25 protein-coding genes are annotated in these 25,618 nt (G+C 60.4%); 22 read left to right on the forward strand and 3 right to left on the reverse strand.

Annotated features, from left to right (window positions below):
• Nucleotides 1-12: 12 nt before the first annotated feature.
• Entirely contained in the window at nt 13-501 is a 489-nt protein-coding gene (locus FGU65_RS01730) for a hypothetical protein (RefSeq protein ID WP_301662672.1), read from the reverse strand.
• Nucleotides 502-566: 65 nt separating this feature from the next.
• Here FGU65_RS01730 and FGU65_RS01735 point away from each other — a divergent pair, with 65 nt between their 5' ends.
• Entirely contained in the window at nt 567-1,433 is an 867-nt protein-coding gene (locus FGU65_RS01735) for a CPBP family intramembrane glutamic endopeptidase (protein WP_301662673.1), read from the forward strand.
• Nucleotides 1,434-1,453: 20 nt separating this feature from the next.
• Here the strand turns inward: FGU65_RS01735 and FGU65_RS01740 are convergent, their stop codons facing one another.
• Nucleotides 1,454-3,157 carry a sensor histidine kinase gene (locus FGU65_RS01740; protein WP_301662674.1) on the reverse strand — a complete coding sequence of 568 codons (1,704 nt, stop codon included), beginning with the start codon at nt 3,155-3,157 and terminating at the stop codon, nt 1,454-1,456.
• Between the two features lie 484 nt (nt 3,158-3,641).
• On the opposite strand from FGU65_RS01740, the gene FGU65_RS01745 reads away from it, so the two are divergent.
• Both FGU65_RS01745 and FGU65_RS01750 read left to right on the forward strand, forming a co-directional pair.
• Nucleotides 3,642-4,622 (forward strand): cation diffusion facilitator family transporter, encoded by a 981-nt coding sequence (locus tag FGU65_RS01745; RefSeq protein ID WP_301662675.1) that lies wholly within the window; start codon nt 3,642-3,644, stop codon nt 4,620-4,622.
• On the forward strand, nt 4,606-6,045 hold the full coding sequence (locus FGU65_RS01750; RefSeq protein ID WP_301662676.1) for a phenylacetate--CoA ligase family protein: 1,440 nt from the start codon (nt 4,606-4,608) through the stop codon (nt 6,043-6,045). The genes FGU65_RS01745 and FGU65_RS01750 overlap by 17 nt, the downstream gene beginning before the upstream one ends.
• Before the next feature lie 324 nt (nt 6,046-6,369).
• Here the strand turns inward: FGU65_RS01750 and FGU65_RS01755 are convergent, their stop codons facing one another.
• Nucleotides 6,370-7,131, reverse strand: a complete 762-nt coding sequence (locus FGU65_RS01755; protein ID WP_301662677.1) for a hypothetical protein — start codon at nt 7,129-7,131, stop codon at nt 6,370-6,372.
• 124 nt (nt 7,132-7,255) lie between these two features.
• On the opposite strand from FGU65_RS01755, the gene FGU65_RS01760 reads away from it, so the two are divergent.
• From FGU65_RS01760 to FGU65_RS01850, 19 genes are all read left to right on the forward strand, one after another.
• A complete protein-coding gene (locus FGU65_RS01760; RefSeq protein ID WP_301662678.1) occupies nt 7,256-8,869 on the forward strand; it encodes a PAS domain S-box protein in 1,614 nt (537 codons plus the stop codon).
• On the forward strand, nt 8,760-9,416 hold the full coding sequence (locus FGU65_RS01765; protein WP_301662679.1) for a PAS domain-containing protein: 657 nt from the start codon (nt 8,760-8,762) through the stop codon (nt 9,414-9,416). Before FGU65_RS01760 ends, FGU65_RS01765 begins: the two co-directional genes overlap by 110 nt.
• Before the next feature lie 512 nt (nt 9,417-9,928).
• Nucleotides 9,929-10,921 carry a TIGR03557 family F420-dependent LLM class oxidoreductase gene (locus FGU65_RS01770; protein ID WP_301662680.1) on the forward strand — a complete coding sequence of 331 codons (993 nt, stop codon included), beginning with the start codon at nt 9,929-9,931 and terminating at the stop codon, nt 10,919-10,921.
• A gap of 50 nt (nt 10,922-10,971) precedes the next feature.
• Complete coding sequence (locus FGU65_RS01775; RefSeq protein WP_301662681.1) at nt 10,972-11,364, forward strand: cupin domain-containing protein; 393 nt, start codon at nt 10,972-10,974, stop codon at nt 11,362-11,364.
• 277 nt (nt 11,365-11,641) lie between these two features.
• Nucleotides 11,642-13,558 (forward strand): sensor histidine kinase, encoded by a 1,917-nt coding sequence (locus FGU65_RS01780; RefSeq protein ID WP_301662682.1) that lies wholly within the window; start codon nt 11,642-11,644, stop codon nt 13,556-13,558.
• Nucleotides 13,555-13,935: a response regulator gene (locus tag FGU65_RS01785; RefSeq protein ID WP_301662683.1), complete on the forward strand. Its 381-nt coding sequence runs from the start codon at nt 13,555-13,557 to the stop codon at nt 13,933-13,935. The genes FGU65_RS01780 and FGU65_RS01785 overlap by 4 nt, the downstream gene beginning before the upstream one ends.
• The gene (locus FGU65_RS01790) at nt 13,935-15,491 is read left to right on the forward strand and encodes an ATP-binding response regulator (protein ID WP_301662684.1); all 1,557 of its coding nucleotides are present in this window, start codon (nt 13,935-13,937) and stop codon (nt 15,489-15,491) included. Before FGU65_RS01785 ends, FGU65_RS01790 begins: the two co-directional genes overlap by 1 nt.
• Nucleotides 15,492-15,544: 53 nt before the next feature.
• On the forward strand, nt 15,545-16,411 hold the full coding sequence (locus tag FGU65_RS01795; RefSeq protein WP_301662685.1) for a metallophosphoesterase family protein: 867 nt from the start codon (nt 15,545-15,547) through the stop codon (nt 16,409-16,411).
• 385 nt (nt 16,412-16,796) lie between these two features.
• Complete coding sequence (locus FGU65_RS01800) at nt 16,797-17,936, forward strand: FIST signal transduction protein (RefSeq protein WP_301662686.1); 1,140 nt, start codon at nt 16,797-16,799, stop codon at nt 17,934-17,936.
• A gap of 23 nt (nt 17,937-17,959) precedes the next feature.
• On the forward strand, nt 17,960-19,555 hold the full coding sequence (locus tag FGU65_RS01805) for a PAS domain S-box protein (protein ID WP_301662922.1): 1,596 nt from the start codon (nt 17,960-17,962) through the stop codon (nt 19,553-19,555).
• 98 nt (nt 19,556-19,653) lie between these two features.
• A complete protein-coding gene (locus tag FGU65_RS01810) occupies nt 19,654-19,893 on the forward strand; it encodes a hypothetical protein (protein WP_301662687.1) in 240 nt (79 codons plus the stop codon).
• Between the two features lie 19 nt (nt 19,894-19,912).
• Nucleotides 19,913-20,917: a GNAT family N-acetyltransferase gene (locus tag FGU65_RS01815; protein ID WP_301662688.1), complete on the forward strand. Its 1,005-nt coding sequence runs from the start codon at nt 19,913-19,915 to the stop codon at nt 20,915-20,917.
• 61 nt (nt 20,918-20,978) lie between these two features.
• Nucleotides 20,979-21,692: a DNA alkylation repair protein gene (locus FGU65_RS01820; protein ID WP_301662689.1), complete on the forward strand. Its 714-nt coding sequence runs from the start codon at nt 20,979-20,981 to the stop codon at nt 21,690-21,692.
• 86 nt (nt 21,693-21,778) lie between these two features.
• The gene (locus FGU65_RS01825; RefSeq protein ID WP_301662690.1) at nt 21,779-22,066 is read left to right on the forward strand and encodes a hypothetical protein; all 288 of its coding nucleotides are present in this window, start codon (nt 21,779-21,781) and stop codon (nt 22,064-22,066) included.
• Nucleotides 21,982-22,296: a DUF6790 family protein gene (locus FGU65_RS01830; RefSeq protein ID WP_367652346.1), complete on the forward strand. Its 315-nt coding sequence runs from the start codon at nt 21,982-21,984 to the stop codon at nt 22,294-22,296. Before FGU65_RS01825 ends, FGU65_RS01830 begins: the two co-directional genes overlap by 85 nt.
• Before the next feature lie 145 nt (nt 22,297-22,441).
• Entirely contained in the window at nt 22,442-22,696 is a 255-nt protein-coding gene (locus tag FGU65_RS01835) for a DUF3303 domain-containing protein (protein ID WP_301662923.1), read from the forward strand.
• Nucleotides 22,697-22,900: 204 nt separating this feature from the next.
• Nucleotides 22,901-24,586 carry a PAS domain S-box protein gene (locus FGU65_RS01840; RefSeq protein WP_301662692.1) on the forward strand — a complete coding sequence of 562 codons (1,686 nt, stop codon included), beginning with the start codon at nt 22,901-22,903 and terminating at the stop codon, nt 24,584-24,586.
• 54 nt (nt 24,587-24,640) lie between these two features.
• Entirely contained in the window at nt 24,641-24,817 is a 177-nt protein-coding gene (locus FGU65_RS01845) for a hypothetical protein (RefSeq protein WP_301662693.1), read from the forward strand.
• Between the two features lie 61 nt (nt 24,818-24,878).
• Entirely contained in the window at nt 24,879-25,616 is a 738-nt protein-coding gene (locus tag FGU65_RS01850; protein WP_301662694.1) for a formate dehydrogenase accessory sulfurtransferase FdhD, read from the forward strand.
• Nucleotides 25,617-25,618: the final 2 nt, after the last annotated feature.

Below are 25,618 nucleotides of genomic sequence, written 5' to 3' on the forward strand. Positions count from 1 at the left end.
GAGGCGCCGGCGTCATACCGGTAGGCGACCGCGGTCGCGGACGGGTAGCAGAACGCCGCTTCCGCAAGAACGGCGAGGGTTGTTTCGTCCGTGAATCCGGTATCCGGAACCGTGGCGAGGACGAAGAAGTTCTCCTCCGCCGGGGCGGTGAAGGTGAGGTTGAGCTCGGTAGTGTTGCCGGTCTCCCCCCGGCTGCAGGTCGCCTGGCCTGCGGGGAAGAAGAGGATGTAGGTCTGGTTCGTGCTCCGGGTATGCCGTCCCGCGGGTGTAGATGACGATCACGTCGACGGCATGGGCGAGGGCGAACGCACGCAGCGTCGCGTAATCGGGAGCGCATCCGATACAGGCGTCGAGCGAGACGAGGGGGACGAGCAGGGTATCGAGGCCGGCGTTCACGACGGCGAGCGGTGTCGCGGGATCGAGATTCTCCGCACCCAGGCCGAGGGCGGCGGCGGTCCTGCGAAGGCCCGCGCCTGCCGCCCGGGAACTCTCCAGATCCATTAAATAATCTCCCCGCACACCATTCGGGGAAAACGCCCTCCAAAGGGTTTTCTGGCGGCAAGAGTATGGCGAAACTGCGTTCGGTCCAATTCCCGTTCGATGCACTCCGCGAGGTCGCCCTCTGGCTGATTGCCGTGGTCATTCTCCTCAAGATCGTCTTCTCGGTCATGATCAACCTGGTTATCTTTGCAGGAGGTTACCTCAATCCGGTCTACACCGTCACCGGCGGCCTCGTCCAGTCCACCCTCATCGTCAACCTCGCAGAGTTCCTGATCATTGTCGGGATCATCCTCACCGTCAGCGGGTTGCGGGCAGGCGACCTCGGCCTCCGGCGTGAATCCATCCCCGGCGCCGTCGTGACGGTAACAGGATGCTGGGTGCTCGTGCAGGTAGCCGGAGCCCTCTGGAGTCTGGACCGGTACGGCACCCTCGTGCTCGCCGATCTCTGGCAGCAGGCGGCGGTCGCCGCGATTCTCGGAGCGTTTCTCGCACAGGTCTTCGGAAACGCGCTCTTTGAAGAGACGCTGTACCGCGGCTTTCTCCTCCCGCAGTTCTTCATCAAACTCCGCGCTGCATGGCTCGGCCGCCACCCGGAGGTCCGGCTCGCTGCGGCGCTGCTGATCAGCCAGTCGATCTTCGCGCTCCTGCACATCCCGAACCGGATCTACCAGGGGATCCCGCCCTCGGCATGGATCCCCGGCCTCGTCACCCTGCTCGGAATGGGGGTGCTCTACGCCTTCGTCTACCTGCGCACCCAGAATCTCTTCATCGCTGTCGGGCTGCACGCCCTGGTCAACATGCCGGTGGCGCTCTTTCTGCCGCAGTCGCTTGGCCGGAACCTCTTCATCCTGCTGGCGCTGCTGATCGCCGTCTTCTGGCCGGTGCTGACGGGAGGGCTCGCCGGGATCTGCGGCGTGGATCGCCGATCCTGAAAACAGATTCCGGTGTGCAGTTACGATCTCTCTATCTCGCCGTTCGGCGTCCGAAAGAGCCCCGGCGGCACGGTGATCGCGAACCGCGCCCCCTCGCCGGGTGTCCCGCACTCCCGGATCGACAGCCCCGTGATGGCGAGGATCTCGCGTGAGAGGAAGAGGCCGAGCCCGGAGTTCTTCCCGACACCCCGCCGGAAGATCGCCTCCTTTTCGCCGTCCGGAATGCCGACGCCGTCGTCCTCGTAGGCGATGATAAGGCTCCCGGTATCGAAGCTGTAGGAGAGGCTGACGGCGGTGACCTCCCCGCCGTACCTGCAGGAGTTCTCGACCAGGTTGTAGAGCACCTTTTCGAACATCCCGTCGGCATAGATCAGGGTGCCCGGCGCCGGGAGACGGAGTGTCCGCTTCCCGAGAAGGCTTTGTAACGAGGGGTCGCTCATGACCGCGACGGGGTCGATCCAATCCGGTTCCTGCAGCCCGAGGTTCTGGTACTGGCCGGTGAACCGGATCAGGTGGGTGATCCGCTCGCCGCTCTCGACGATCGCCCGGATCATCCGCTCTTCCCCGGCATCATGCGGCCGTTCAAGCAGCATATCGCCGTAGGCGGTGACGACCATCGCCTGGTTGAGGATGTCGTGGCGTGTGATGCCGGTGAGCAGGTTCAGCTTCTCGTGCGCCGTCTTCAGGGCGGCCTCGGCTTTGCGGAGGGGCGTGATGTCGTAGAGAAGCCCGATCGCCCGGGCATCTGCCCGCTCTTTTCCCGGGATCACCCGGACGTGCGCCCTGAGGTGCTGCAGGCTCCCGTCGTCGCGCCGCACCGAAAGTTCGGTCGTCAGATCGCCGCCGTCCCGCTGATACCGCCCGGCCGTCTCCTGCAGCCGGGAAAACTCCCCGCTCCCGGCAAGGCGCTGCAGGATATCCTCGAGTTCCGGGCCGGCACCGACGAGACGGTCGAGGGAGGCGTCGCGGGCGATCACCCCTGTCGCCAGATCCATATCCCAGATCCCGGCATCTCCCGAGGAGACCGCGAGGGCATACCGGTCGGCGAGGTCTTCGGCTGCCCGTTTTGCGGCGACAAGTTCGGTCGACATTCTCTGGAAGTGCAGGAGGAGGAAGAGGAACGTCGCGGAGAAGGTCGTCACGAGGACGAAGAGGCGCCCGATGCTCTGCAGGGGCGTGTCGTTGATGAGCGCAAAAGCAACCGGATCGATGATCCCCGAGATGAGGCGCAGGACGATCAGGAGGATGAGCAGGGCGTAGATGCACGCCAGCAGGCGGGCGAGGGTTCTCTGCTCCGGAGCGGTGAGGAGGACGGTGATGCTCTGCGAGACGATCAGGATGAAGGCACCGGAGAAGAGGAGGTTGATCGGGAGGAGGCTTTCCGTCATCGCGAGCAGCAGGGCAACGGCGGCGAGGGCCGGGAGGCCGGCAAGGTAGATCTCGCGCGAAAGGCGGCTTTTGCGGAAGAATTGAGTGAGCCCGTCGAGGAGGAGGAGCACGGCGAGCAGGATGCAGAAGCCATTGACGATCATGACGTCCCGCTCCGGCAGGACACCGTCGAGGAAGAGAGCGGCAGCCTGCCCGGCGACCATGGTCAGGAGGCTGAGGAACGATGCGGAGAACCCGGGGTACGTGCTCTGCGTCTTCCAGTACGCGACGAGCGGTATCGCGAGGAAGACCTCAACGACGATGGTGCAGAGGATCACCGTATCCGTATCAATCATGCGTCTTTTTCACCGACAGGAGAGGTTGCGGCCGGATTCGGCAGACAGGAAGATCATGTACGATGGAGAGTGCCGGTGGACGTGCGGATGCCCTTCTTTGGTGGGAGACGATCGGCAAAGTTCTCCCGTACCCGTATGTCTCCGTATAGGGTTCGAATTTTCTGCATGTATGCCTTTTTGTTTGGGCGTGTGACGGCACGCCGCCAACGTGTCCCGGGAAAATCTTCCTGGATATCCACGGAATCGGGACGAAAACAGATTATCAGAACAGGTAACTTTATTTGGTATGCTTTGCGACTCCTTGTATTGTGAGAAGGCGCGGGGAGACTGCCGTCCAGCATCGTCCGGGAAGATCCCGTTTCACTGCGGCATTGAATACGAATCGGTGCGCGGTGCACCGTCTTTGCACTCCTCATACAGGCACTCCGCACAGTTACTGGTGTCAGCGATGAGCCCGGGAGATGCATATGCTGCGCCGGAGGAGATGAAGAGAACCCGGAGGAGCGGGACGCGGGCAGACGGCCCGGTGGCATGGGACGAGAGGATCCGGTGCGTCTCCCGAGCACTGGTCGTTTCCATGCTCATCGGCACGCTCCTGGGCGGTGTCGAGGTCGGTCTCTTTGCCGTCACCGGCAACCGCGCGCTGCTGACGGACGGGTTTGTCAATATTATCAGCCTGATTCCCGGAACGCTCTCCCTGATAAGTGTCCGCCTCGGCCAGCGGCAGGCCGACTGGAAGATGCACTACGGCTACCGCCGGATCGAGACCCTGATGGTCCTCTTCTTTGCGCTGGCCGTCTGCGGGTTTGCGCTCAACCAGATCGTGGATACGCTCCTCTGCCCGCCGGAGAATCTCGTCCCCGAATACGGCATTTTTATTGCCGGATACGCCGTCGCCGCGATCGCCATAGAGATACTCCTCTCCCGGCACCTCTGGCGCGTGGGAAAGGAGACGAACAGCCGTCTCCTGCTCCTCGATGCCGTGCTGATCCGCGGGGATATCGCCATATCCGCGATAATCCTCGCAGGGGGCGTGCTGCTCATCGTCTTCCCGTCGATGGCGCTTCTCCAGACAGCCGTCACCCTCGTCGTGGTGCTGATTATCTTTGCCTACGGGGCGAAAGAGGGCGTCATCGCCGCACGGGAGCTGATCGACGCGAACCCTTCATTCCAGGCGAATGCACTCATCGAGCGGATCGTCGAGGAGAATCCGCCCGTCTTCTTCATCGCAGAGCAGCGGATCCGGAGCTTCGGGGGCGCTCTTTCGGTCGAGCTGACCCTCGAGGTGGACCCGGGTGCGACCGTGCAGGAGGCGTATGCCCTCTCGCAGGAGATCGAAAGCCGCATCCGGTCGGAGATCGAGAACGTCATCGATATCCGGATACGGGCGCATCCGTCCGGCGCGTTTGTTGAGGCGGAACTCGGGAACAATGGAACGGAGCGGTGCCATGACACGGGAACGTGATCCGCGGCGATGGCTCCGGAAGTTTCGCGACCTTGCGGCTGCTTCCCTGATGCTCTTCGAACAGAAGCGGATGCTCCGCCTCCCAAAAGATCGGATCCGCGAGATCCAGGAGAGAAGATTCCTTGCGATGGTCGAGTACGCCTACCGGAATGTTCCCCTCTACCGGAAGCGATGGGATGCCGCAGGCATCTCGCCTGCGGATATCAGGACGCTTGAGGATATCGAAAAACTTCCAATCATCACCAAAGCGGATATCCGGAACGGCTTTCCCGCTGAGACAGTATCCCGGAAGGTGAACCTCGCCGACTGCCTGCTCCTCCGGACCTCGGGGTCTGCCGGAGAGCCGTGCACCATCGCCTGGGACAGAGATTTTGCCATCCGGTTTTTCACACTGACATCCCCCTATCTTACAGGCCATTACTGGGGAATCAAACTGAAAACCGCCACGTATGTGGTGGTCATCGGCAGGGGCGACACCCTGCCGCCGGTGTCGCTCGACGGCCCGGACGAACCACTTGCAGGGGGTGTGCTCGTGAAGGGAGATATCTCATTCATCGACGCCCTCGAACCTCCCGGTCGGATCATCGAGTTTATCAACGAGACCCGGTCTGATTTCGTCGTCGGCTATCCCGGCATCATGGCGATGGTGGCGCATCACGCAAAGAAACATGCCATACCCGTCCATTCTCCGAAGGTCGTCGGCCTGACGGCGGAGAAGGCATCCCGGCAGTCGCGGGCGCTCATTGAGGAGGTCTTCCGCGCCCCGACGACCATGTGCTATGCAACGACGGAGACCGGCGTCATCGGTGCCACGCAGCTGTCCGAAGACGGGTATATGCTTCTCAACTGGGACATCGTGCTTGAACTGCTCGACGACGACGGCAGGCCGGTGAGCCCGGGGGAGACCGGTTCCGTCGTCGTCACGACCCTGAATAATCGTGCCATGCCATTGATCCGGTATGCCGGCCTCGCGGATCTCGCTTCGTTCAGAACGCAGGGGTGTGCGCATGGTACGTATCTTGAGCAGATCGACGGGAGACGGATCGAAGCGCTGGCACGGAGCGACGGAGAACGAATCAATCCGTACCTTGTCGATGCACTCCTCGCAGATGTGCGAGGGATCGTCCAGTATCAGGTCATCCAGTATACGCTGCACGATCTTGAGATCGTCTTCGTTCCCGACCGGAGCTGTCCGGATCTTCTTCCCGACTGGGAGCCGGTCATCCGGCAGCTCGGCGGTCTTCTCGGGTCGCAGACCCGGTTCCGCATCACGCCCGCGGAGGCAATTCCTCGAAAAGAGGGATGCCACAAGACACCGCTCGTCGTCACTCGTGTACGTGACGCCCCGGTGGAGAGCGCAGAGCCGCCCGGCTCGCCGCTCGGGCACAGTGTGAGCACGCGTCACGCCTCTTTCGGGGCGTGAGTGACGTGACCCGGAGGATTCATCCGTGAGATCCGGAATCGCTGTTCTTCGGAAGGCCGAATTGCATCGCCTGCAGGGTATGCCCGATTGCCGGCATGACCTTCCTCTATGGAGAGGATCCTGGCGGTATCCTTTCTGCCTTATACGTAATGGCTTGCACGGTATACTTTGAGCCTTTCTCTTTTTTCCGCCACGGGTTTCAGGAAGTGACGGGCACCAGCGGGTCAAGACGGACATCTCCGTTCCCGTGTACCGATGCGATTCACCATGCCGGAAAAGGTTTCCTGTGCCTGTCGGTGCCGGCCTCTCAGTTTCAAAAAAGAGTTATTCTCCCTTCTCCGGGATCTCCGGCCCCGGTCCGAGCGGGGGCAGGGTAGGAGCGGGGAGGATGGAGACCGTCCAGTTGCTGGGATTGTCCCGGGCAAGGACGCTTAGGATATACTCGCCCGACTGGGGGATCGTGACGATCCGGAACGTTTCGGGAGAGAACTCGGGAAATCTTGGCTCGACATAGGTGTTGTTCGCATCCATGACGTAACTGCCGTTCGCGTACAGGAGTTCGTACAGGGGCGAGGATACGCCGGTCTCATTCCTCTCGAATATATACTGCCCTTCTTCCAGGTAGAACGCCGGAGGCACTTCGGTGCCGTCGCCGGAGAGGTTCAGCGGCGCTCTCAGGACGGCATCCGGTTCGAATCGCGAGACGCTCGCGGTCCATGCGCCGGTTCCGGAGACGTTCAGCAGATAATCTTCCTTCTGGGGAACCGGAAGCACGAGCGAACCGTTAAAAGGCCCTGTCGTGGAAAAGTCATACCCTGCACCGTATACGTTCGAGGCATCCGTAAAACCAATATCCATCTTCTGCGCCCCGTCGGTGTGGAACGACAGGAGAAGGACGCCCGCATCGAGAGAGAGCGCTAAATTGGGGCTGGAGTCGGAGAGGCGTGCAAGGGCGGCGTCGGCGGGCTGGCCGGCAGCCGTCGGCGTGGGTGTCGGTTCCGTCGGAGAGACTGCGGACTGCTGGGTACAGCCGCACGTGAGGATTACGGCTGCGATAAGGAGCAGTATGAAGAATGCGTATTTCATAGGGTAATTTTTGCCGTACGAGGGCAATAGACTTTCTGTTTTGAAAAACGGAGCGTGACGGTCGGATGTCGCAGCGCATGGGGTGCCATCTCCTTTAAAGGTCGGTACCGCATATCACTGAGATATGAGTGGAAAGGAAGACCGGTATACCCGGATCCGGGAATTCCTTCAGGACCGGTATCCCGAGGCGGTTTCGATCTCCACAATCTCGCGCAGCCTGAAGATGAACCGCGGCTCCGTGGCGAAGTACCTCGAAGTCCTCCAGTCGCACGGCCACGTGGTCATGAAGCCCTTCGGCAAGGCGAAACTCTATGCTTCGGCGCAAAACGTCCCGTTCGATGATCTCTTCGACTATCTCTCCGATGCTATCGTCATCCTCGACGCGGACCTCCATATCCTCATGGTGAACAGAAGTTTCATCGAAACCTTCAACATCCGTTCCGAGCGAAACATCCTCGGCAGCGAACTCTCCCGCATCCATCTGGCGCTCTTCGACAACCCGACGATCTGGGACAATATCGACCGGATATTGAACTCGCAGACCTTCATCAACGAGATGCTGCTGATCGAGCGCGGGACCGAACGAATATTTCTCACGGAATTCATCTCCACGGTCATACCTTCCATCTCGTTCACCGGAAAACCGGGAATCATGATAACGCTCCGCGACATCACCCTGTGGAAGAAGACCGAAGAGGCGTTAAAGAGCAGCGAGCGCAAGATCCGCACGCTCTTCGAAGAAGTTCCGAGCGGCATATGCCTCTTCCAGGAAGACGGAACCATCCTGAATGCAAACCGGGCCGCACTCGAGATCCTCGGGCTCGCGAGGTTCACCGACCTTGCGGACTTCAAGCTCTACGACATCATGTGTTCCCGGGAGATCGTCCAGGGCCTGATAAAAAAAGGGAAGATCGCCGAACTGACGCTGTCGTGCAACTTCGACCGGCTGAAATCGGAGGCCCTTACGGCGACCAAAAAGTCCGGCGTCGCGTACTTCCAGGTCGTGTTTGCACCGGTCACCGATACAGTGGGAACAGCGCCTCGTGAGTTTTTTATTCTGTTTCTCGATATCACGGCAAAGAAGATTGCCGAGAAACGGTTCAAAGAGCGATACCAGGGGATCATGAGCAACCTCCCCGGGATAATTTACCAGTTCTATGCCCGCGATTCCGGCGAATGGGGGGTTTATTACGTCAATGAACGTTCGCAGGAGATCTACGGGGTGACGACCGAACCGCTGGAGACCTGGTTTGCGAGGTACGGCGAATGCATCGCTCCGGAAGACCGGGATCGCTGGTTCGACTCGATCAACGACGTGATACGAAGAGTTGCGCCGTGGGAGTTCGAGGGGCGGTTCATCAAGCCGACCGGGGGGGAGATGTACATTCGGGGAGTTTCGCAGCCGGTGCGCCTGAAGGACGAGACCGTCTGGAACGGGATATTTCTCGACATCACCGACCGGAAGAAAGCGGAGGAGGCACTGCGCGTGAGCGAAGAACGACTCCGGGGCATTACCAGTAACCTTCCCGGGATCGTCTACCAGTTCTATGCCCGCGACTCCGGCAAATGGGGTATGTATTATGTCGACGATCGCTCCACCGAAGTCTACGGTCTCCCCCCCCGACCCCATGGATACCTGGATACAGCGCTACGGTTCCTGCATCGCTCCGGAGGACCGGGAACGCTGGTTCGACTCGATCAACGACGTGATACGAAGAGTTGCGCCGTGGGAGTTTGAGGGGCGGTTCATCAAACCGACCGGAGAGGAGATGTTCATCAGAGTGCTCTCGCAGCCCGTCCGGCTCCGGAACGAGACGGTCTGGAACGGGATTATCCTCGACATCACCGACCGGAAGAGAGCGGAAGAAGCGCTTCGCAGAACCGAACAGAAGGAGATCCGGTATCACTCGTTCTTCGAGAACGCCTGCAACGGCGTATTGATCTACGAACCGGTCGGGCAGGGAGAGGATTACATCATCAAGGACGTCAACCGGGTGACCGCCGCCCTCCTGCGCATGGACAAGGAAGACCTCGTCGGAAAGAGACTCTTCGAAGAATTTCCCGATCTGCCAAGCCCGTACATACCCGATCTCCTCTATCGCGTTCTGACCACCGAAAACCCCGAGTTCGTTACTCCGCTCAAATACCGGAACCGTGAGGACTTTCCCTGGATCTCCCATTACGTCTTCAAACTTCCTTCCGGGGAGATCGCGTCGTTCATGATCGATGTCACCGAAGCAGTGACCGAGGACGCAAACTCCGGAACAATGGGCGGCGCGGACTGACTGCGATACGGATCTCGCGTGTCATCCGTCAAGGACCCCTCTCTTTTTCGCGCTCATGCCTCTTCACCACGCGTATCAGCCGTGAGCGTGGTATTCAATGGCGAGCAATAAGCGATCTCGATGATCTTTTCGTAAGGGACGGAGCCTGGCGTAAATTCTCTCGTAGAGATGGCTACAAGGAGTATTGCCATAATCACTGGGCCCGGCGGTTTTCACGTAATGACGAGCAATAAAAAGCAGGTTTATTTCTCCCTGATGAAATCTCAGTATGTGGATGAAAGTCCACACCACCGGAAACGAGCGAAACAGCATGGGCGAGGCAGCCGGTATCCACAATAACGTACCCAGAACGTACGTTGAGGTCAACAACTTTCGACAGTATCGCCTCGGATGTGTGGAACCCGGCCGAACACACCGATCAATGTGTACCCGGAACAATAGTTCAATATTTTGGTCGCAAGATCTGTCATATGCCCGTGCATACCCCTCTTTTCCGGCACGAGGTAATGAAAATGGAGACGAAAGTAGGATATTTCGCGTCTCTGGAGCAGTACAAGCCCAGAGAAGCACTGGAACAGACCATTCGGGCAGAAAACGTCGGATTTGACTCGGTCTGGGCCGACGACCATTTCCACCCGTGGTATCACACCAACGCGCAGTCTGCACAGGCCTGGGCGTGGATGGGAGCGGCACTTGAGGCAACCAAGAAGGTCTTTATCTCCACCTGCATCACCTGCCCGGTCCTGCGATACAATCCCGCGATTGTCGCGCAGACATTTGCAACACTCCGTCAGATGTATCCGGGAAGAGTCGGCGTTGCCGTCGGCGCCGGTGAGGCCATGAACGAGGTCCCGGTTACCGGTGAGTGGCCGAGCGTACCTGAGCGGCAGGACATGACGGTGGAAGCCATCGGCGTGATGCGTCAGCTCTGGGGAAGCCAGGAGCCGGTCACCTTTAAGGGGAAGTATTTCACCCTCGACAAGGCGTTTCTGTACACCAAACCCGAAGATGAGGTCCCCCTCTACTTCAGCGGAATGGGCCCGAAGGGTGCACGGCTTGCAGGAAAATACGGCGACCACCTCATGACCGTGGCTGCGGATCCCTCAGTGCTGAAGAACGTCACCATCCCGAACTTCGTAAAGGGCGCGGCCGACTCCGGAAAAGACCCCGCCAAGATGGAGCGTGCGATGCTGATCTGGTACTCCGTCGATCCCGACTACGACAGAGCCATCGAGGGGCTGCGGTTCTGGGCCGGCTGCCTTGTTCCCGCCATGTTCAAGTACAAGGTCTACGACTCAAAGGAGGTCGAAGCCCATGCAAACATCGTCGGCCACGACCTGATCAAGGAAAACTACATGGTCGCAACCGATGCGGACGAACTGATCAAGGAGATCGAGAGATTCAAAGCCGCCGGAATCACTCACTTCTGCCTCGGAAATTCGAGTCCCGACGTGAACCGGGGCATCGATGTCTTCAAGGATGTCATCCCCGCAGTGAAAGAATAAGATGAATCCATCTTACTCTTTTTACCTGCCCGTGGGACTGGAGAATTATTATGGAACAGAAGAACGTCCTGGATGCCTTTGACAAGGGAGCCGTGTTTCTTCCCGATCGTGAGATCGAAAGCGCGAAAGAGCCCTGGTACCAGCATCCCGAGTGGAAAGGGGTCTTTCTCAAGGATCTGGTGACCGGGAAAGAGACCGGCGGTGCGTTCAGCTACCACCTCGTCCGTGTGTGGAAGAACTGCGAGGTTATGGACCACGACCACGAAACCCAGTGGGAGTGGAATTGTATCCTGGGTGGAAAGGGTGTCTTTCTGCTCGAGGACAAGGAAGTTTCCCTTGTTCCCGGCCAGACATTCGTCACCCCGCCCGGTGTCCATCACACGGTGAGTGCGCACCACGAGGATCTTTTGTTGCTGGCAGTGTTCGTACCGGCGCTCGTATGAGTCGCCGCACCGAAAGTTTGTCGCCGCAACACTCAGGCGGGAGGGGCGCTTCCCCTCTTCCGCCTCTTCTCCCCATATGGGCCTGGCCGTACCGGGTGATTGGCAGACCCGGTCACGGCTGGCGGATGCCCCGTCTGTTTTTCCCGATCGCCGGGGACTGATTGAACGGCGTGGCTATCCGGGGATACGCGTCCGCCAATTTACCGGGATCGTATCCCGCTGCGCCCGGATGAAAAACAAAATCTTATCTCTGCCTGGAAGAATACCTCCCGTAACGATGAATCTCCGGTCGCGGGTTCTGCTCCTGTACCTCTGCATCGCGCTGCTTGTGCTGGTTCTCATCGGCGGTGTGCTTCCATCGACGCTGCACGAGCAGAACCTCGACACCGTCTCTGCAGATGCCATCAGCCAGCTCCGGCACATCGACTTTGCCCTCGCAAGTTTCATCGATGAGGCCCGGCACGACGTCCTCGAACTTTCGCTCAATACCGAAGTGCGCACGCCGGACGATGCCGGGTTTACGAACTTCCTGAACGCTTCCGAGGAGGATTTCCGGTACGCCGTCGGCGAGCAGGAGCAGGAGATCATCGATATCCTGAGAGGATACCAGACCTCGCACCCCTACGTCAGCTCGGTCTACATGGGGCGGGAGAACGGAGCCTTCGTCAGATCCTATCCGCGGGCTCGGCCTACGGCCTACGACCCCCGGGAACGCCCCTGGTATATCCTCGCGAAGGAGCACCCGGGGCAGGTCTCCGTGACGTCTCCCTACCCGGCCGTCACGACGGACGATGTGAATATTGGGATCGTTACTCCGCTTCAGGACCGGAACGGAACCGTGTACGGCGTTGTCGGCGCCGACATCACGCTCGTGAACCTGACCCGCTACATAGCGGCGGTCGGCAGCGTGGGCGACGGGGAGATGATCCTCACCGACCCGGGCGGCACGATTCTTGCCGCCCGGGACTCCTCCCGCCTCTTCGGTAGCATCAGTGACATCCTCGGGGATCAGACACAGGCGTTTCTCACCTCAAACGAGGGGGTGCTGGTCGTCAACGGCACCTACCTGATGTACTGCACGTCCCCGGATCTTGGATGGAAGATCGGCGCCTTTGTCCCGTTCAGCACCATCCAGCAGGAGATCAACGACTCCATCGCACGCATCCTCCTCTTTGTCCTGCTTGCCCTCGTCCTGCTCAGTGGGATCACCATCGTCGCCCTCGACCGGACGGTCATCGCGCCCCTCTCCCGCCTGACGGACGTGAGCCGGAAGATCACTGAGACCGGAGACCTCGACCAGACCTTTGAGACGGAAGGCTCCGGGGAGGTCGGGGTTCTCTCCCGGTCGTTTGAGGCGATGGTCGCGAAGATCCGTGCTGAAGAGCAGGCAAAAGAACGGGCGCTTGCCGAACTCAAAGACCACCGCGACCACCTGGAGGAGATCGTCGCCGAGCGCACCCGGGAACTTGCAGAGGCAAAAGAGGCGGCTGAATCCGCTGACCGGCTCAAGTCGGTATTTCTGGCCACGATGTCGCACGAACTGCGGACGCCGCTCAACTCCATCATCGGCTTTTCGGGAATTCTCCTCCAGGAACTGGCAGGCCCGCTGAACGAGGAGCAGAAGAAACAGCTGGGCATGGTCTCGGGCAGCGCCGAGCACCTGCTTGCCCTGATCAACGATGTCCTCGACATATCGAAGATCGAGGCCGGGCAGCTGCAGCTTGCCGACGAGCCGTTCGACCTTGCGGCATCGATCGAGAAAGTGGTCCGGACCGTACGGCCGCTTGCAGAGACGAAGGGCCTGACGCTCGAGACCGGGATCGCACCGGAGGTGGGCATGATGCGAGGCGATTCGCGGCGCGTGGAGCAGGTGCTCCTGAATCTGCTCAGCAATGCCGTCAAGTTCACCGAGCGGGGAGGAGTCCGGGTCGTCTGCACGCTGGAGGGAGACCGTGCCCGCATCCGGGTCATCGATACGGGCATCGGGATCCGGCAGGAGGATCTTCCGAAGCTGTTCAGGCCGTTCACCCAGCTGGAGACCGGCCTGACCCGGCAGTACGAGGGCACGGGGCTCGGGCTCTCGATAGCAAAGAAACTTGTGGAGATGATGGGTGGGACGCTGCGCGTGGAGAGCGAATACGGCAGGGGCAGCACCTTCAGTGTTGCCCTGCCGGTGCGGGAGGAGAGCGTATGAAACCGAAAATACTGTACATTGAAGACAACGACCAGAACTTTTACCTGGTGAGCTTCATCCTGAGCGCAAAAGGCTACGAGGTGATCCGGGCGCGGGACGGCAGGGAAGGGATTGACCTGGCTGTTTCGCACAAACCCGACCTGATCCTGCTCGACATCCAGCTGCCGGTCATGGACGGGTACGCGACGGCACGCGAACTGAAGAAGAACCCCGGGCCTGCTGGCGTGCCGATCGTCGCCCTGACCTCTTACGCCATGGTCGGCGACCGCGAAAAAGCGCTTGCCGCGGGATGCACCGGGTATATTGAAAAACCGATAAACCCGAAGACCTTCGCCGCACAGATCGAGGAGCACCTTGCTGCCGGGGGACGTGGGTGATGGCGAAGATCCTGATCGCCGACGACATTCTGCAGAACCGCTACCTGCTGGAGTCGATCCTGAAGGGCTACGGTTTCGAGGTGACCGCAGCACGGAACGGGGCAGAGGCGCTGGACGCCGCACGCGCCGATCCGCCGGCTCTCATCGTCACCGATATCCTGATGCCGGTCATGGACGGCTTTGAGCTCTGCCGCCGGTGGAAGGCCGACGACCGGCTGAAATCCGTCCCGTTCATCTTCTATACCGCAACCTACACCGACCCGAAGGACGAAGCGTTCGCAAAGAGCCTCGGGGCCGAGCGGTTCATCGTCAAGCCCCAGAAGCCCGAGGACCTGGCGCGGGCGGTGCGCGAGGTCCTCGAAGAGAACCGAAACCGTTCGCCGCCGGCGGCAGGAGAGCCTGCCGGGGACGAGACGGCGATCCTCCGGCAGTACAACGAGGTGCTGTTTCGCAAACTCGAGAGGAAGGTGATGCAGCTCGAGGCGGACGTCGCCGAGCGCGAGCGAGCCGAGGCGGCACTGGCGGAGCAGGAGGCGTTCCTGAGCACCATCGTGGAGAATATCCCTATTGTGCTCTTGGTCAAGGATGCCGAAGACCTGCGGCTGGTGCGGATCAACAGAGCGGGCGAGGCCCTGCTCGGCTGCCCCCGCGAAGAGATCTACGGAAAGACCGATCGCGATCTCTTTTTGCAGGATGAGGCGGACCGTATCATCGAAACGGATCGGCAGGCCCTGGCTGCAGGGCGGATTGTGGAGATCCCGCGGGAGACGATCCGGACGGAGAGCGGCGAGCGGATCCTCCACACCCGGAAGATCTCGCTCTGCGATACCGCTGGGGCGCCGAAGTACGTGCTCGCGATCTCTGAGGATATCACCGAACGGGTCGCGGTTGAGGAGGCGTTGAGCCGGGCGACACGGAAGCTAAGCCTCCTCAACGGTATTACGTTCGACGAGATCCAGAGTGCGGTCTTCTCGCTCGCCGGGTATCTCGAACTGGAGACGGAGCTCGGGACGACCGGGCAGCGGGAGGAGTGTCGGCAGAAGCAGGCCGCCATGGTGCAGGCGCTCCGGGAGTCGCTTGCCTTTGCCAAAAATTACCAGGATCTCGGGCTCCGGCCCCCGGCCTGGCAGAATGTGATGCATGCGTTCCTCTACGCGATATCCCATCTCGACATGCTTGACGTTTCCCGCGATCTCAGGGTCGACGGGCTCGAGATCTATGCCGACCCGCTCCTTGAGAAGGTCTTCTCCGTGCTGGTGGAGAACGTCGTCCTGCACGCCGCAGGGGCAACGCGGATCGATCTCTGGTATCGTGAGACCGAAGGCGGGCTTACGCTCATCTTCGAGGACGACGGTGCTGGCATACCCGGGCACCTGAAAGAGATGATATTTGAGAAGAGGTGCGAGGAGAAGCCAGGGATGGGCCTTCTCCTTGCCCGCGAGATCCTCTCGATCACTGACATAGCGATCCGGGAGGCCGGGACGCCCGGCGAGGGGGCGCGGTTCGAGATGCTGGTTCCGAAGGGTGCATACCGCTTCGCGGATGGCGGGGACTAGGCGGTCTCCCCGACCGCGAGGCCTATCACCTCCTGGAGCACTACCTTCCGGCCATGATGAGGATATTGTGCCTGAGCGATCTTGCGTGGGGCGCGAAGGAGCGGGGCAACTCCGGCACCGGGCGGGTTACCGGCGCCTCGTTTCTCGGTCTGGCCGAAAATATCGGTCCCGATGTCGTTATCTTCGCTGGCGATTCCGCCTACGACCGCTGCTCGCGGTCGACGCCGGACGAGACGGATCTCTTTGTCAATCTCCTCGACCGTCTCGTATCGGCGGGAATCCACTGCGTTGTCGTCGAGGGGAACAACGACGACTCTCGCGGCACGTATGGACGCGTCCGGGACGCGGCGGAGGCGAGCCCGTATCTCCACGAAATATCGGCGAAGACAGAGACCGTCCGCGGCATCCGCTTCCTCGGCGTCCCGACGGGAGCCGAACGGCGGATGGCCGGATCGGTCCGCGAACCGGTCGACGTTGTGGTGGCGCACGCACCGACCGCGAACCGGACGTGGCTCTTCGACCTTCCGGCAGCGTGCATCGTCACCGGCCACTACGGGATGCTGGTCGATGAGATCGCCGGCAAGGTCTATATCGCCCTCGACTGCTCGCCCTCCTCCTATGCGGTGGTCGACTGGAAGCAGGGGTGGCGGCGGATCGAGTACGTCGCCGGGGCGTGCCGTATCGAGATGAACCGAGAGGGGGGTGGGTCGAGCGTATCCGGCACCGGCTGCGATATTGCCGGGTTCCGGCGGCTGAAGCGGGGGGAAGGGTCGCTCCCGTACCACGAGGAGATCGCGGCGCTCCGGCGGGCAAAAAGCGAGGCTGCGACGCTCGGGCGGCGGGAAGTCTTCGAGCGCCTGCTTGCGATGGGGATTGCAAAGACGCATATCGAGCGGTACCTCGGGCGGCGTGCAGGGTAGCACACCGGACGGTGGATGTTATGCTGTTTTTTCCGTTTCCCGCCTGCGTATGGAGCATTCCTGGAGAAACGGGAAAACCGATACTACCCCGACACGGCAGAACCCGTGGAAGCAGGTGGAGGATGCGGCAGCCGATCTGCTGCCCGAATCAGAGACCTGCACAGCATGTTTGGATATGATTGAGGTGCTCTGTAAAAAACCCGCTCTGCACCGGGTGTAACAGATTCCTGCATGGTGAGATGGCGATCAGCCTGCTATCCTGCCGGTTTGCCGATAGCGGAGGTCTGCTCCTGCATATACTGCCCGGATGGCTGTATGTGTATGGAATGAAAGGACAAACCTTTTTAGCGGTACTGTTCAAAAGACATTGCTTAAAGGATCCCGTATGCCCCGGTGTACCTGTTTTACGGCATACTCGCCCGACGAGATTGTGGAAAAGATCGGTACTACTCTTGAGTTTCGCCCGACACTCGGGATCGTCTTCAGCTCGGTAGCGCTCGGCATTCCGGAGGTTTCCTCTGCCATATCGTCGCTGGATATCCCTGTACTTGGCTGTTCGACTGCAGGGGAGATACTCCCGGTTTCAGGAGAATCCCCGATCCAGGAGCTCTCCGCCGCGTGCTACTTTGCGGATCCGGATCCTTCGTGCTTCTCTGTTGCTCTCTTTGAGAGGAGCCGCGAGTCGGCTGCCGAGTTAGGGCAGCGGATTGGAGAGTGGGGAAGGGCTACCTTCGAGAAACCCGCGTTCATTATTGCGATAGCCGGCCTGAAGAATGACGGAGAGGCTGTCATCAGAGGAATCGAGGCAGTATGCCCATCCAAAACCCCTATATTCGGCGGTATTGCAGGCGACGACGGCGAATTTACGGAGACATATGTCTTCTCCGGCGAAAGCTGTTCTACGAACGGGGCTGCCGTCATCGTATTTGATCAGGCAAGGGTGCGCGTCGACGGTACTGCTTCCAGCGGCTGGGTCGGTGTCGGCACGGAGATGGTGGTGACCTCATCGGAGGGGAACGTCGTCTACACCATCGATGATCGTCCCGCCGCTCAGCTCTTCAAAGATTACCTGAATGTGGACGACGAAGCGCTCCTGCAGGTCGGGGTGACGTTCCCCCTTCTCCTCAAGAGGCCGGACGGCACTGAGGTTCTTCGCACATTCCTTTCTGTTGATCTTCCAGAAGGATCTCTTATTTATGCAGGTTCTGTCCCGCAGGGGTCAAAAGTGCGGTTTTCCAGCTCGTTCGGATACGAGATTATCGAGAGATCGATCCAGGATTTAAAGGACTTTCACGCGGAGCGTCAGACAGCCAGTCTTGTTCTGCTCTTCTCCTGCCTGGCACGATACCATGCTGCAGGGTCGATGGTGGTCGACGAGGTAGAGGCCGCATCCGCTCTCTGGAACGCCCCGTTGATCGGTCTTTTCACGTACGGAGAGATCGGATACAACAGGATGTGCACATGCGACCTCTATAACGAGACCCTCTGCATTGCCCTGATCGACTTCCTGCAGGACGAGAGATGAGGCAACTTGAGCTGCTCTGGGAGATGGTCCAGCCCCTCCTTGACAGGCTTTCTGCCGAAGAGCGGGAGAAGGTGATCGCAGGATTCGGCAGGGTCAACGACGGCGTAGCCCGCCTTGAGGCAAAATACGACCGTTCGATACGGGACCGCGCTGCCGTACATGCCCTTCTGAAAAAGACGTCGGACGATCTCATCAAGCGGTACCAGACGCTCTTTGAATACTCGGGTACGGCCATGGTCGTCATCGAAGACAACGGCACAATATCCCTTGCCAATTCATTCTGTGAGAAGATCTTCGGTTATTCACGCGAAGACTTGGAGGACCGGAAGAGTTTTTTTGATCTGATCGAGGGGGGATGCAGGGAGGAACTGCTCGGATACCATCGGCGGAGGAGGCAGGGTGATCCGATTGTACCAACGTACTACGAAGCAAAGGTTATCAGAAAGGATGGGAACGTGCTCGACGCCGTTATCAATGTGGTGCTCTTCCCTGGCACAAAACAGAGCATCGCCTCGATCATGGATATCACCGGACGCAAACAGATGGAGGAGTCACTGCACAAGAAAAATACTGAATTGAAATCGTTCATAAACAATATTCCGGATATGGCCTGGCTGATGGACGCCAATTCCACGTTTATTGCAGTTAACAGGGCATTCGGCACTGCAGTGGGAATGGATCCGGAGCACCTGGTGCACAAGCCCTGTGAGATCTGTCTTGAGGCTGAGACGGCAAAACGGTTTAAAAAAGACGATCAGGAGGTAATGGCGAGCAGAACCCAGACTGTTGTCGAGGAAAATTTCATTGATGCAAAAAAGGGCCAGACTACCATTGAGATAATCCGGTCGCCTATTCTGGACGGCTCCGGAGACGTTATCGGGACGGTCGGCATTGCGCGTGACGTTACCCAGCGCAAAAAGGCAGAAGAAGCGATCAGACTGGCAAACAAACAGCTCAACCTCCTATCGAGCATCACCCGGCACGACGTCCTCAACCAGCTCATGGTCATTCGGGGGTACCTTGAAATCTCGAAGGGGCACGCAACCGACGAGAAAATGCTCGGCTTCATTGAAAAAGAGGAAAAAGTCACTGAGATCATCCGCCAACAGATCAATTTCACCAGGGACTACCAGGAGATCGGCATCCGGTCGCCTCAATGGCAGGACATTGAAACGATCATCCTGCGGGCGGCAGGGAGCCTTTCCATGGGGTCGGTCAGGTTATCGGTAGGTGTTGCAAACATAGAGATCTTTGCCGACCCGCTCCTCGAGAAGGTCATTTACAACCTGGTGGAAAACGCACTGAAGCACGGGGAGAACCTTACACGGATTGGATTTTCTGCGTGCGTTGCAGACGAGCGCCTGATGCTCGTCTGCGAAGACGACGGAACCGGCGTTCCAAAGCTCGAGAAAGAAAACATCTTTGAACGCAAGTTCTTCAAGCATACCGGCTTTGGATTATTCCTCGGTCGAGAGGTTCTGGCAATCACCGGCATCTCGATCCGGGAGACCGGTGAGCCCGGTAAAGGAGCCCGGTTTGAGATGCTGGTGCCGAAGGGCGCATACCGGTTCGCAGAGGGTGCGGAAGAACCGGCATTGCGATGGGGAACATCTCTCTGATCGGTATGGTTTCTGTAGCACCATGATGAAGTGTATCGCAGGTGAATATATGCGAGATCCGGCTAATCTGGTACCTGACTTTCATCGAAGTAGCCATATTGACCTACACGCAGAGCGGCAAAGCCTGCCATTGCCCGTCGAGGCGGCGCTCGTTCTCATCGGCGGCAGATGGAGATCGTTCGTCTTCCGGCATCCGGAAGGTGCTGGGGGCGCTGCTGCAGGTCGGGTACGCCATCACCGGTTTTGGCAAAATCCTGCTCCCGATCGCGGAGGCGCTCTGCGCCTGGGGTGCACAGCATCGCGGGATCGAGGGTGCGGTCGGGAAGGGGCGGTTATGACCGCGCCACGGAGATACGAATGCCGGCGATCGAGTATCAAACCACGGACATAACCGGGATCGAAGTGATCCGCCCGCTCTGGAACCGGATCTGCGAGCACCACCGCATCCGTGCCCGGACGTTCCGCTCCTTCTTCGAACGTACGACCTTCGACGACCGGAAGGCCTACTTTGCCCGATGTGCAGAGGCGGGAGATCTGCGGGTCGACCTGGCCTCTGATCCGGCGGCGGGCCGGTGCGTCGGCTACTGCGTAACCTCGCTCTCGGCGGAGCGCATCGGCGAGATCGAGTCTCTCTACGTCGATGTGGCCTACCGCTCGCAGGGTATCGGCACGACGCTCGTCCGCCGGGCGCTCATGTGGCTGGAGGAGAACGGCTCGGTCGAAAACCGGGTGTCGGTCGCCGACGGGAACGAGGAGGCTTTCGCGTTCTACCGGAGGTTCGGTTTCTCCCCCCGCCGGACGGTGTTTGAGCAGGTGCGGGAGGGCGCACCCCCGCGTCCGGCCGGAGACGCAAGATCCCACGGCGTGGTCTGCAGTATACGGGAGTTCTGCGCCGCCGACCGGGACGCGGTGCGCCGGATCTACCGGGAGGGGATTGCCGACGGCAACGCGACGTTCGAGTCCGAGGCACCGTCGTGGGAGCGCTGGGATGCGGGGCATCTCCGGTCCTGCCGCCTCGTCGCCGTCGGCGATGGAGAGATCCTGGGCTGGGCGGCGCTCAGCCCGTACTCCGGGCGCCCGGTCTACGCCGGTGTGGCTGAAGTCAGCGTGTATGTGGGAAAAGACGCCCGGGGCTCGGGGGTCGGGAGCGCGCTTCTGGCCGCGCTCATCGCCGCATCGGAGCGGGAGGGCTTCTGGACGCTGCAGGCAGGCATCTTCCCGGAGAATGCACCCAGCCTTGCCCTCCATATCAAGCACGGTTTCTGCGTCGTCGGCCGCCGCGAACGCCTGGGCAGGATGCAGGACGGCACCTGGCGGGACGTGCTGCTGCTGGAGCGCAGGAGCTGCAGGACAGGCAGATGACACCCCCGGCTGACCCGCTTTGCCGCATCGCTTATCTCTCCTTGTTCCGTATATCTGAATAATGGATCCGGTCGTCGAACAGATACGGCGGGAATTTGCGGCGCAGGCCGACCCCGAGCTTCGGGAACGGTCGCAGCGGTTCTTCAAGGAGGAGGTCCGCTGCTACGGGATGAAGACGGCGACTGTCACCGCGATAGCAAAGAGGTACTGGAAGGAAGTCAAAGGCCGTGACAAAGAGGAGATCTTCCGGCTCTGCGAGGACCTCTACGGGTCGGGGATGATGGAGGAGGCGTTCGTCGTATCCACGTGGGCTCCGCAGCTCGCCGATCGCTACGAACCCGGGGACATCGCCGTCTTCCGGCACTGGATCGACACCTACATCTCGAGCTGGGCCGCCTGCGACGGGTTCTGCAACCATACCGTCGGGGACTTTATCGTCCGCTACCCGGAGCAGATTGCGGAGTTGCAGCGCTGGGCGCAGTCGCCGAACCGCTGGATGCGCCGGGCGGCGGCGGTTTCGCTGATCGTGCCGGCGAAGCGGGGGATGTTCCTTGCCGAGGCTCTTCTGATCGCTGACCTGCTCCTGGCCGACGCCGACGACATGGTGCAGAAAGGCTACGGGTGGCTCTTAAAAGAGGCGAGCAGGAAGCACCGGGACGAGGTCTTCGCGTACGTGATGCAGAAGAAGCGGGATATGCCACGGACGGCGCTGCGCTACGCCATCGAGCTGATGTCGAAAGAGATGCGGGCGGAGGCGATGAAGAAGGACTGGTGAGCGGCTCCGTCGTCCCGCTGTCCGCGACGGTATCCGGAGCTCGGGCGATCGCATGTATTCATGATCCCGGAGGGCAATTCTCCACCATGGATGTCATTGCGGCTCTCTGCCTGTTCCTCTTACCGATTGTCGCCGCAGCAATCGTGTTCATCCATATTCGCTGGAAGAAGATCGCCGGTTGGCAGGCGATCGGCACCGTGCTGATGTGGCAGCTCGCCGTCGGGCTGGGGCTCGGTCTCATCCGGGGAGGAATCGGGCACCTCCTGAGCCTGACCGGGTTGCTGCGTCGATCGGCTGGGCGGCAGGAAGTCCGTTCCAGCGCGAGGTCGGGATGTGGAACCTCGGCCTCGGTATCGTCGCCGTCCTCTGCCTGAAGTCCTGCAGCAAAGGGTTCTTCGCCGCGACCATCATCGGGACCGGGGTGTTCTTCGTCGGCGCCGGCCTCGGCCATCTCTATGAGCTCGTTGTGCACGGGAATACGGCGGCCAACAACGCCGGAGCCGGAATGTACCTGGATATCTTCTACCCGTTCGTGCTTGCAGCCCTGCTCGTCCTGTACCACATCCGAAGAAAGGAAGCAGGGGCTACAGGCGCGGCCGTATGAGACCGCGTAGGGTGATCGGTCTACCTGATTGCTCCGGATCTCTTTTCCGGGCAGCTGTGGCGTGTGCTGCCGTGAGCACGCCCGGGAACCGGGCATGGGCAAGGTATATATCCCATGCGGCAGGGAAAGGGGCGAGGTGAGAAGAATGCTGTTTGTCCTGTGGTACCAGTTCGAGCCTGAGCATACGCACCGGGTCCTGGAACTCTGGAAACACTTCCAGTTTCCGTCGGACGTAAAGGTGCACCATCGGTTTGTCCTGATCGGGAGGCACATGTCGGTAGCGGTCTTCGAGGCCGACGACGAGAAGTCCATCATGCGGATCACCGCACCGTTCAGCTCCTACGGCGTGGCGCACGTCGCACCCGCCATGTCGATCGAGGAAGCCGTCAAGATGGTATGATGCACGGGGGCGGAGAAAAGCCCACTCATTTTTCGAAGGTGAACGGCGGGAGCCGGAGGGTTCGGGGCGTCGTCAATGAAGGGTGAATAAATTTTCTTCATTTCAGCATAAAGGGGATATATATTGCTGATTCTTTAAAAGAAGGTTCAAGAATCGATACAAAAAAGCAAATCGTTTATATAATGGTGTTCCCAGAAGTGATCAGTGGTTCCCTGGTACGAACTCCTGACCCTGCTCTTCTTCATCGCCGCCGCTGCCGTGGCGCTCCTTGGGGCATTCGTACTCGGAAGAGATCCCGGCAGCCGCCTGCACCAGGTCTTCTTCCTTTCCTCGATCACCGGGTCGCTCTGGGCGTTCAGCGAGTTTATGCGGCTTGCACTGGAGAGTCCGGCCACTGCCGCAGGCTGGGCCGCGATGGGAGCTGTCTGGCCTGTTGATACCGCCCTTGCCCTCCACTTCATCCTCCTGTTTACCAGGAATCCGTATCTTCGCGGGCTTCGGGCTCCCTGGACGCTTGCTGCCCTTTACATGCCCGCCGTGGCGTTTACGTTTGCAGCATACTTCATGGGCACCGGGTACACCGATATACCTGCTGTCATTCTCCTGGCCTACGTCTGGACGCTCGTCTGTGCCACGCTTGCCTGGCTTCTCTGCATCCGGTATATGCTGCGGATTCCCGACGGGGCCGAGCGCCGGCAGGCCAGGCTGATCGCCATCGGCATTACCGTCCCGCTGCTCTCTGGCTTCTCTTATCTCGCATCAGACGTGGCGTCGTTCTTTGTATACTTCGAGCTTCCTGCGGTCACCGCGCTCTGGTATACGATCTTCGTCGGGTACGCCATCTGGAAGTACGGGCTCTTCGTCATCACCCCGGAGACGACGGCGGATACCATCGTCTCCACGATGAACGACGGTTTGATGCTCCTCGACGATGAGAACCGCATCGTCGAGACGAACGCCGCACTGACGGCGATGCTCGGGTGCGGCCGCGACGGGTCGGCCGGTGCTCTGGCAGGCACGCTCTTTGCCGACCCCGCAGAGGCCGCGAAGATACTCTCAGCCGTCCGGACGGACGGATCGGTTTCGGACTGCGAGACCGCTCTTGCGCAGCGGGACGGCCGGGTGATCCCGGTCAGCCTCTCCGGTGCAGGCATCCGCAGCGACGATGGAGCGTTTGCCGGCGCCGTGGTGATCCTCCGGGACATTGCAGAACGGAAGATGCACGAGAACGCTCTCCGGGAATCGAACAGAAAACTCGCTCTCCTCTCGAGCATCACCCGGCACGATCTCTTAAACCAGGTCATGGTCATCCGCGGCTACCTCTCCTTTGCGTCGGAGGATGCCCGGGATCCCGTTCTTCTCGACCGCCTCGCAAAATGCGACGCTGCGGCCGTGACCATTCAGCAGCAGGTCGAGTTCACCCGCGACTACCAGGACCTCGGCCAGCAGTCGCCGGTCTGGCAGAACATCTGCGCCGTCGTGGAGAGGGAGGCTGCTTCGTTTCGGAACTACCCGGTGACGATCCGCGCCGATACCGGTGGTGCACAGGTCTATGCCGATCCCCTCTTCTCCCGGGTCGTCTATAACCTCATCGACAACGCGCTCCGCCACGGCGGGGACGTGACCGCGATCACCTTCTCTGTCAGGCACGATAACGGCAGCACGTTCCTCTGCTGCGAGGACAACGGACTGGGGGTGCTGCCGGAGGAGAAAGACGGGCTCTTCCGGTGGGGCGTCGGCAGAAACACCGGTCACGGCCTCTTCCTCGCGCGCGAGATCCTCGCCATCACCGGAATGACAATCCAGGAAACCGGCTCGCCCGGCGAGGGGGCACGGTTCGACATGCGGGTTCCGGACGGCAACATCCGGCATGAAGGGGAAGACACCTGAAGGTTCCGGGAAGATATATCCGGGCATCCGTCCTCTCCCTGTGGGTGATGATGTGTGAAGGCATGGGACGCAGCGATCCTCGGAACGGCGATCATCTGGGCGGGAACGATTGTTGCCGCGGCGCTCCTGCTTGCCGGGACGGACTGTTTCGGTCCGCTCATCCCGATCCTCGGCGGCGGGGCGGCAGGGAACCTCATCGTTCTTGCAGGAGCGAGGAGCGCAGGAGAGTAAGCCCGCGGCCGCCGACCCTGGAGGCGACATATCCCAAGAGTTACTGGAGCGTGCAGTGAGAATGGCAGCAGAAAAGATCCCCTGTATCCGTATCGACGGTGCATCGCGTGAAGAATCGGGAGATGAAGCCGTCGAAGAGATGCCGGTGGCGTTCTTCGTCAACGGCCGGCATGCAGCGACGGTGCTGACGAGCCCGCATTACCTCGAAGAGTTTGCCACCGGCTACCTCTACACCGAGCAGATCATCAGAAGTCCTGGCGAGATCGAGTCGATCCGGGTCGAGAAGAACCGGATCAGCGTCCTGACGAAGGACCCGTTCAGGATCACCGGGCGGAAAAAGACCGTCCTCTCCGGCTGCGGGGGCGCCGTCTCCTATATCGATACGGAGAAACTCGAAAAGATCCGATCCGACTTCACCGTGACCCCCGCAGCCCTTACTGCCGCAGCATCAGGCCCCGCGGCGGGCGGGGATCTTGAGACGGTCTCCCTCGCCGGCACCGAGGGCGTGATTGCCTCGTTCGAGGACATCGACCGGCATACCGCTCTCGACCGGGTCATCGGCTACGGCCTGCGTGCGGGGATAGACTTTTCCGCGACCTTCGCCGTCACGACCGGAACCGTAACCTCTGAGATGGTGCGAAAATGCCTCGTCGCCGGGATTCCGATCCTCGCATCGACGGGCGGCGCGAGCGGCCTTGCGATCGAAATCGCGGAAGCGACGGGGCTCTGTCTCATCGGGCGTATCAGCGAAACCGGGTTGGTGGTCTACACGCACGACGAGCGGGTGGCGGAGCCCTGAAG

This window comes from Methanoculleus frigidifontis (genome assembly GCF_030464345.1).
Classification (GTDB): domain Archaea; phylum Halobacteriota; class Methanomicrobia; order Methanomicrobiales; family Methanoculleaceae; genus Methanoculleus_A; species Methanoculleus_A frigidifontis.